Source organism: Desertihabitans aurantiacus (assembly GCF_003344635.1).
In the GTDB taxonomy this organism is placed as follows: Bacteria; Actinomycetota; Actinomycetes; order Propionibacteriales; family Propionibacteriaceae; genus Desertihabitans; species Desertihabitans aurantiacus.
Genome location: NZ_QPKK01000208.1, coordinates 1 through 6,841 on the forward strand (window position 1 = coordinate 1; position 6,841 = coordinate 6,841).

General features: G+C 74.4%; 4 protein-coding genes. 2 read left to right on the top strand and 2 right to left on the bottom strand.

The features are described from left to right. Positions 1 to 941 precede the first annotated feature (941 nt). Positions 942 to 3,710 (top strand): beta-glucosidase, encoded by a 2,769-nt coding sequence (locus DVA66_RS14975; RefSeq protein ID WP_114560805.1) that lies wholly within the window; start codon positions 942 to 944, stop codon positions 3,708 to 3,710. Between the two features lie 278 nt (positions 3,711 to 3,988). Here DVA66_RS14975 and DVA66_RS14980 read toward each other — a convergent pair whose 3' ends face one another. Then, positions 3,989 to 4,900 (bottom strand): diacylglycerol/lipid kinase family protein, encoded by a 912-nt coding sequence (locus DVA66_RS14980; RefSeq protein ID WP_198671799.1) that lies wholly within the window; start codon positions 4,898 to 4,900, stop codon positions 3,989 to 3,991. A gap of 113 nt (positions 4,901 to 5,013) precedes the next feature. Further along, a complete protein-coding gene (locus DVA66_RS20985) occupies positions 5,014 to 5,184 on the bottom strand; it encodes a hypothetical protein (protein WP_157974031.1) in 171 nt (56 codons plus the stop codon). Positions 5,185 to 5,746: 562 nt separating this feature from the next. On the opposite strand from DVA66_RS20985, the gene DVA66_RS14985 reads away from it, so the two are divergent. Beyond that, positions 5,747 to 6,766: an ADP-ribosylglycohydrolase family protein gene (locus DVA66_RS14985; RefSeq protein WP_198671800.1), complete on the top strand. Its 1,020-nt coding sequence runs from the start codon at positions 5,747 to 5,749 to the stop codon at positions 6,764 to 6,766. Positions 6,767 to 6,841: the final 75 nt, after the last annotated feature.

Below are 6,841 nucleotides of genomic sequence, written 5' to 3' on the forward strand. Positions count from 1 at the left end.
GTCGACGGGGGCGTTCATGCGGGTCTCCTCCGGTGGGGCAGCACGGACCACCCCACCGGTGCCGGGGGTGGTGCCGCAACGGACGCCGGGCGAACACCGGGCGGACGTCCGGCGACGCGACGGTGCCCCCACCCCGCCGGGTGCCGCACGCTCCCGGCCGCACCACCGGGCCGCCGGCTGCCGCCCGCGCGGTCGATCGCGGCTCAGTACGAGCTCTCGAACTCGAGCCAGGCGGCGATCCACAGCGCACGTGCTCGGGCCTGGCGCCGGGAGAGATCCGGGGCAGCACCCACAGCAACGGCCCGGTGTGCAGGTGCGTCAGACCACCGGCGAGGACCAGACCAGCGACCTCCGGCCTTCAGCGACATCCGCTGAGGCAGCAGGTGCCCGCGGAGGTGCAGACCCGGCGGCGCGAGATCCGGGCCGTCGCCCTCGCTCCGGCTCGTGCCGGGTTCCACGATCCCGCCCACGCGCGGCCCCGGGGGTACGCGGTGGCCTCCTGCACCCCGTCCACGAGGACCGGGACGCCGGCCACGAGCGTCCCTCCGTAGCCCATGGTGGGCGTCACCGGCCTGACGCCGTAGGGCCGCATCGACACGGTCGGCCCGTCGCCGAGCCGGACCGAGGTGTCCCCCGGCCGGGAGACCAGGTGCGCCGGCCCCCACGGTGCGCGGCCGAAGCGGCGGCGAACGATCCGTGGCTCGACGTCCATCCGTGCTCCTGCGTGCCCCTCCCCCAGCCAGCGCAAGGACGTCAGGACCGCTCCTCCACGGTCCGCCGTGATGCCGCGACGCCAGGGATCGGGTGGGCAGCAGCCGCACCGGGCGACACGCCGGGTGACGACCCAGCACGACACCGTCCCTTGACACCACCAGAGCGGCGTGTTCCGCTCGTAGGTGCCCGGCCGTCGTCGTCCGGGCCCACCCACCCGGAGGTGCGCTGTGGCGCCTGCACGTCTGTCCCGGCCCGGTCACCACCGCTCCCCCGGACGCGTCCGGCACCGCCCTCGCGGAGCTGTCGCCGCCGTCGCCTCCACCGTCCTGCTGGTCGTCGCCCTGGCCGTGCTGCCGGTGCCCACCGCCAGCGCCGAGACGCGACCGTGGATGGACACCTCGCTGTCACCGGACGAGCGGGCCGAGCTGCTGGCCGCGGCCATGACGCTGGACCAGAAGGTCCTGCTGTTCAGCCCCGACCCGCAGCAGGCGATCCCCGAGCTGGGCATCCCCGCCCGTCGCGAGATCGACGGCGCGACCGGGGTGACCACCGCTCCCGGTGCCCGCACGACCTCCTTCCCCGCCGGGCTGGCGCTCGCCTCCACGTGGAGCCCCGACCTGGCCCGCGACTTCGGCCGGCAGGGCGGCCAGGAGGCCCGCCTCACCGGCTACAGCGGCTGGGCGGCGCCGGCTGCCGACCTGCTCCGCAACCCCTACCACGGCCGGCAGTGGGCCTCGATGGGTGAGGACCCGGTCCTCGGCGGGGTGATGCCGGCGGCGGTGGTCGAGGGGATCAACGAGAACTCCGGTGTGTACTCCCTGCCCAAGCACTGGCTGCTCAACACCCAGGAGACGCAGCGGCTCACCCTCGACAACGAGGTCGACGAGCGCACCCTGCGCGAGCTCTACGTCCGGCAGTGGGAGCCGCTGCTGGCCGAGGGCCCGGGCGCGGTGATGTGCGCGTTCCCGCGTCTGCGCGGGGAGTACTCCTGCGAGAACGAGCACCTGCTGCAGGACGTCCTCAAGGGCGACCTCGCCTTCCCGGGCTGGGTCTCGTCGGACTTCAACGCCTGCCAGAGCTTCGACGCCTTCCGCTCCGGCGCCGACGTCTGCGGCCCGGCCTTCCCCAGCCAGGACGCCTTGCGGCAGGCGGTGCTGGACGGCACCATCTCGGCCGAGCGCTTCGACGACATGGTGCACCGGATCCTGCGCACCTTCTTCGCCCGCGGGCTGATCGACGACCCGCCGCCGGGGAGCCTGGTCAACCCGCGCCCGGACGCCGAACCGCTCCCGGCCGACGTCGTCGCCCGCGGTCGCGAGATCGCCTACCGGATCGCCGTGGACGGGTCGGTGCTGCTGCGCAACCGCGGCACCTCGCTGCCGCTGGAGGCCGACGAGCTCGACTCCGTCGCCGTCATCGGCGAGGGTGCCGACCGCTACATCTCCGGCTTCGGCGCGGACTTCGTGCGCAACCCGACCGCGGTGGTGCCGATCCTGCAGGGCATCGAGGAACGGGCCGGGGACGACGTCACGGTGACCCACGTCGACGGCACCGACGCCGCCCGGGTCGGCGACCTGATGCCGGGCGGGACGCCGGTGCCGTCCTCGGTGCTGCGGCCGGCCGCCGGGACGGGGGCCGGCCTGACGGCGGAGTGGTTCGCCAACCCCGACCTCGCCGGCGACCCGCTGGTCACCCGGGTGGAGGACCAGGTCAACTGGGGCAACGGGCTGGCCGCGGTGCTGGGCCAGTTCGGGGCCGAGCCGTCGCCGGCGCCGAAGCTGCCCGCGCCGTTCCTCGGCATCCCCGAGCCGTCGGTGCGCTGGACCGGCAGCCTGGAGCCGGTGAGGTCGGGGCGCTACCAGCTCGGCGTCACGGTGCTCGGCCAGGCGCGGCTGTGGGTGGACGACGAGCTCGTCCTCGAGGCCGACACCGACACCGTCGACACCTTCTCCGCGCCGGTCGAGCTGGAGGCCGGCGAGCGCTACGACCTGCGCGTCGAGCACGTCGCGGACGCCCCGCAGCAGTGCTGCCCGGCCACGCAGAACCTCGGACCGGCCATCCGGCTCAGCTGGGCCCCGCCGTCGCCCGACGCCTCCCCGCAGATCCGCGAGGCGGTGCGGGCCGCGCGCGGCGCCGACGTGGCGGTGGTGGTGGCCAACGACTACCTGGGTGAGTCGCTCGACCGCGGCCACCTCGGCCTGCCCCAGGGCCAGGACGAGCTGATCGAGGCGGTCTCCCGTGCCAACCCGCGCACCGTCGTGGTGCTCACCACCGGTGGCGCGGTGGAGATGCCGTGGCTGTCCCGGGTCTCGGCGGTCCTCGAGGCCTGGTACCCCGGTCAGGAGCAGGGTCGGGCGGTGGCCGCGCTGCTGTTCGGCGACGAGCCGTTCACCGGTCGGCTCCCGCTGAGCTGGCCGCGCTCGGAGCAGCAGGTCGTCGACGACCTCGGCATCGAGAACCCGTTCCCCGACGTCAACGACGCCGGGGTGACGGTCCGCCACGACGAGGGCCTGGACGTCGGCTACCGCGGCTACCTGGCCGCCGGGACCGAGCCGCTGTTCCCCTTCGGCTACGGGCTCACCACCGGCGACGCCGACTACCGCGCGCTACGGGTGGCCGACCCACGGCTGGCGGCACCGGACCGGCCGCAGCAGGCGCGGGACGGCCGGGTACGCGTCCGGGTGACCAACCCCGGCCGGGTGGCGACCACGGAGACCGTGCAGGTCTACCAGGGCGCGCTGCCGGGTGCGGTGGAGACCCCTGAGCGGCAGCTGCTGGGCTGGGCGGAGGTCACCCTGCGACCGCGCCAGAGCCGGTGGGTGGAGATCCCGATCCGGCTCGACTCCCCCACCCACCCGCTGTCACGCTTCGACGTCGCCGCCGACGCGTGGGTCACCCCGACCGGGCGGACCACCCTGTACGTCGGGCGGTCGGTCGAGGACATCGAGCTGAGACGTGCCGTGGACGTCCGTCCGCCGCCGGGACGCGGTCGCTGAGGGTCGCTCGCGACCACCACAGCGGCTCGGCCACCGCCTCCGCGCCGCCCGCGGTATGAGCATCCGACGATGACCGGCCGGTCGCGACCCCTGGTAGCCGGGCTTCGTCACCAAGGAGTCGGTGACCGCGCTCCGGGGTGTCACGGGTGGGCGTTGGCCAAGGCGGCCTGGTCCCGATCTCGTGGCGTGACCGGCTGGGCCAGCCAGCGGCAGGAGGGCTGGCGGGCGAGCTCGAGGACCCTCCCCGGCGAGGCGACGCGGTCCCGAGGGCTGTCTGGTCAGCCGATGGTGAGCAGGGCGTGGTGCGCGGACTCCACGGTGACCTGGGCACCGGCCGGCAGCGCGACCAGCTCGCCGTCCACCTGCGCGGGCAGGTCGCTGGTGGTGCGGAACGCATACCGCCGGGTGCGGGTCTGGTGACCCAGCCCGACGGTCGCCGCGCGCACCGCGGTCAGCCCGAGCCGCCAGCGGCGGCGGTGCGGCCAGGCGAGCACCTCGAACAGCCCGTCGTCGGGCTGGCCGGACCGGCTGACCCGGCCGTACTTCGCCATCCGCTCCACGTTGGCCAGGACGAGGCTGTCCAGGCACAGGACCTCGCCGTCGGCGGTGACGACCTCCACGGGGGCGAGGGTGCCGACGGTGCGGACGACGGCGAGCAGCTCCTTCCAGGTGCCGCGGGAGGCGCGGTTGAGCCCGATCGCCATCAGCGGGGTCAGTCCCAGGCCGACGTAGGAGTGGGCGTAGCGGGTGGTCACGCCGGTGTCGGTCGTCACGGTGAGCCGGAGCAGGTCCAGCCGGCGGGTGCGTCCGTTGGCCACGGCGTCCACGGTGGACATCCGCCGGGTGCTGCGCCGGTGGTCGTTGGCGTTGCCACCGGCCACCACCGCCGCGACCGCCTGCCGGGACGTCCCCGGCCTGCGGTCGGCGACCTCCATCACGCCGTTGACCACCTCGCTGAACACCCCGTCGCCGCTGACCGCGACCACCAGCGGCCGCCCGACCTCCGCCTCGGCGGCGGCGAGCTCACGGGCGTGACCGGCGTGGGTGGTGGGCACCAGGGTCACCGGCAGCGCGGGATGGCGGACGCGCAGCTCCTCCTGCAGCCCCTCGGCGATGGTGCGGGGCACGCGCCGGTTCACCGGGTTGTAGACCAGAACCACCCGGTCGAAGGACTCGTCGACATCGGCCACGGCAGCATCCAAGCACGGCCGCGTGGACACCCAGCAAGGCTCGGGCTGGACTGGCGGGACCGACAAGCCACTCACAGCGTCCGAGAGCGCCGCTCATGCCGCCGCCTCGACTGTCACACGCGGTGGGCCTCGATCAGCGGGGTCTGGCTGCAGGGGACGCTGACCGCGCAGTGCTTGGCCAGCATCTTCTGCATCTTGCGCAGGCTCGGGCAGACCATCGACGGGAACAGGTGGAGCTCGACCTGGTGGTCCAGCCCACCCGTCGTCGCCGGCGCGGTCCTCACGGGGTGCTGACGCCGGCTGGTGACCGGCGGGGCCCGGCTTCCTCCCGGTGGCCGCCGATCGACGGGCCGGACGTCCCCCGAGACGCCTCGCCTTCGGCCTCGGGGGCATGAGGTCGACGCGAGACCCGTCCCCGGGTTCGGCTGGTCGCCCTCCAGCAGAGGTCTCCCCTCGGCTACGTTCGGGAGCGAGCACGCACCGCGGGCGGCCTCCAGGCCTGACGGACGGCGACGGCTGCGGAGGTGTCTCGGAGCCAGGCGACGGCGCAGTTCCCAGGAGGCGGCACGACATGACCATCGAGATCCGGTTCGACGCCGTCGGGGACGAGCTCGCGATCCACGAGTTCAACCAGCTCCGGGAGTCAGGCGTCGACGTCGAGCGCCTGCGGCCGGCCGTCGACCGCCTCCGCTCCGGATCCGGGGGCGATGCGGTCGCCCTGCTGACGGAGCTGTCCGCCGGCCTGCCGGTGCAGGGGTGGCCCTGGGACGAGACCGATGATCCGGCTCCGGCGATCCCGCCGGCACCGGTCGACGGCGACGCGCTCCCCGAGCGAATCCGCGGGGCGTGGCTCGGCAGGGCTGCTGGCTGCCTGCTGGGGAAACCGGTCGGGGGTGGTCGTGGCCGCAGATCGAGCGCTACCTCGCCCGGGCGGGGATCGAGACGGTGGAGGACTACCTCCCCCGGCTGGACCCGGACGCGGAGCAGCCGCCGTTCAACGCGGGCGGAGCCGTCGGCACGTTCCGCGGGGAGATCGACGGGATGGCCCGCGACGACGACATCGACTACACGATCCTCGCGCTCACCCTCGCCGAGCAGCACGGTGCGTCCTTCACGACCGAGGACGTCGCCGCGGCCTGGCTGAGGACGCTGCCGTACCACCAGGTCTTCACCGCGGAGCGGGCCGCGATGCGGAACCTGGTGGACGGCGTCCCGGCTCGCGGGGCGGCGCGGGTGCGCAACCCGTACCGTGAGTGGATCGGCGCACTGATCCGGGCGGACTTCTGGGGGTACGTGAAGCCGGGCGACCCCTCGGCCGCCGCAGCGCTCGCCGAGCGGGATGCCCGGCTGTCGCACACGGCCAACGGCATCCACGGAGCGCGCTGGGCCGCTGCGCTGGTGGCCTCCGCCCTCGTCGCCCGCGACCTGCGGGAGGTCGTCGACCGGGCACGTGCCGTCGTCCCCGACCGGTCGCGTCTGGCCGGAGCACTCGATGCCGTGGCCGGCTGGCACGGGGCGGGCTGGACCTTCCCCCAGGCGCGCGACGCGGTGGTCGAGGAGTACGGCCACTACAGCGACGTGCACACGATCAACAACGCGGCGATGATCCTCGTCGCGATCCTGTGGGGTGCGGGGGACTTCACCTCGAGCATCGGCCTGGTGGTGCGTTGCGGCTGGGACACCGACAGCAACGGCGCCACGGTGGGCTCGGTGCTCGGTGCCTTCGTCGGCCGTGACGAGATCCCCCGGGTCTGGGCCGACCCGCTGCGAGGCGACGTCCGCAGCGCGGTGTTCGGCGAGACGAGGAACTCTCTCGACAGCCTCGCGGAGCGGACGCTGGCGCTCCTGCCCGAGTTCGCGGCCTGACCGACGGGTGCCCTGCCCGCGGGGAACCACCATGACGTCGACCCCCACCGGTACCGCGCACCTCGACGGGGCGCG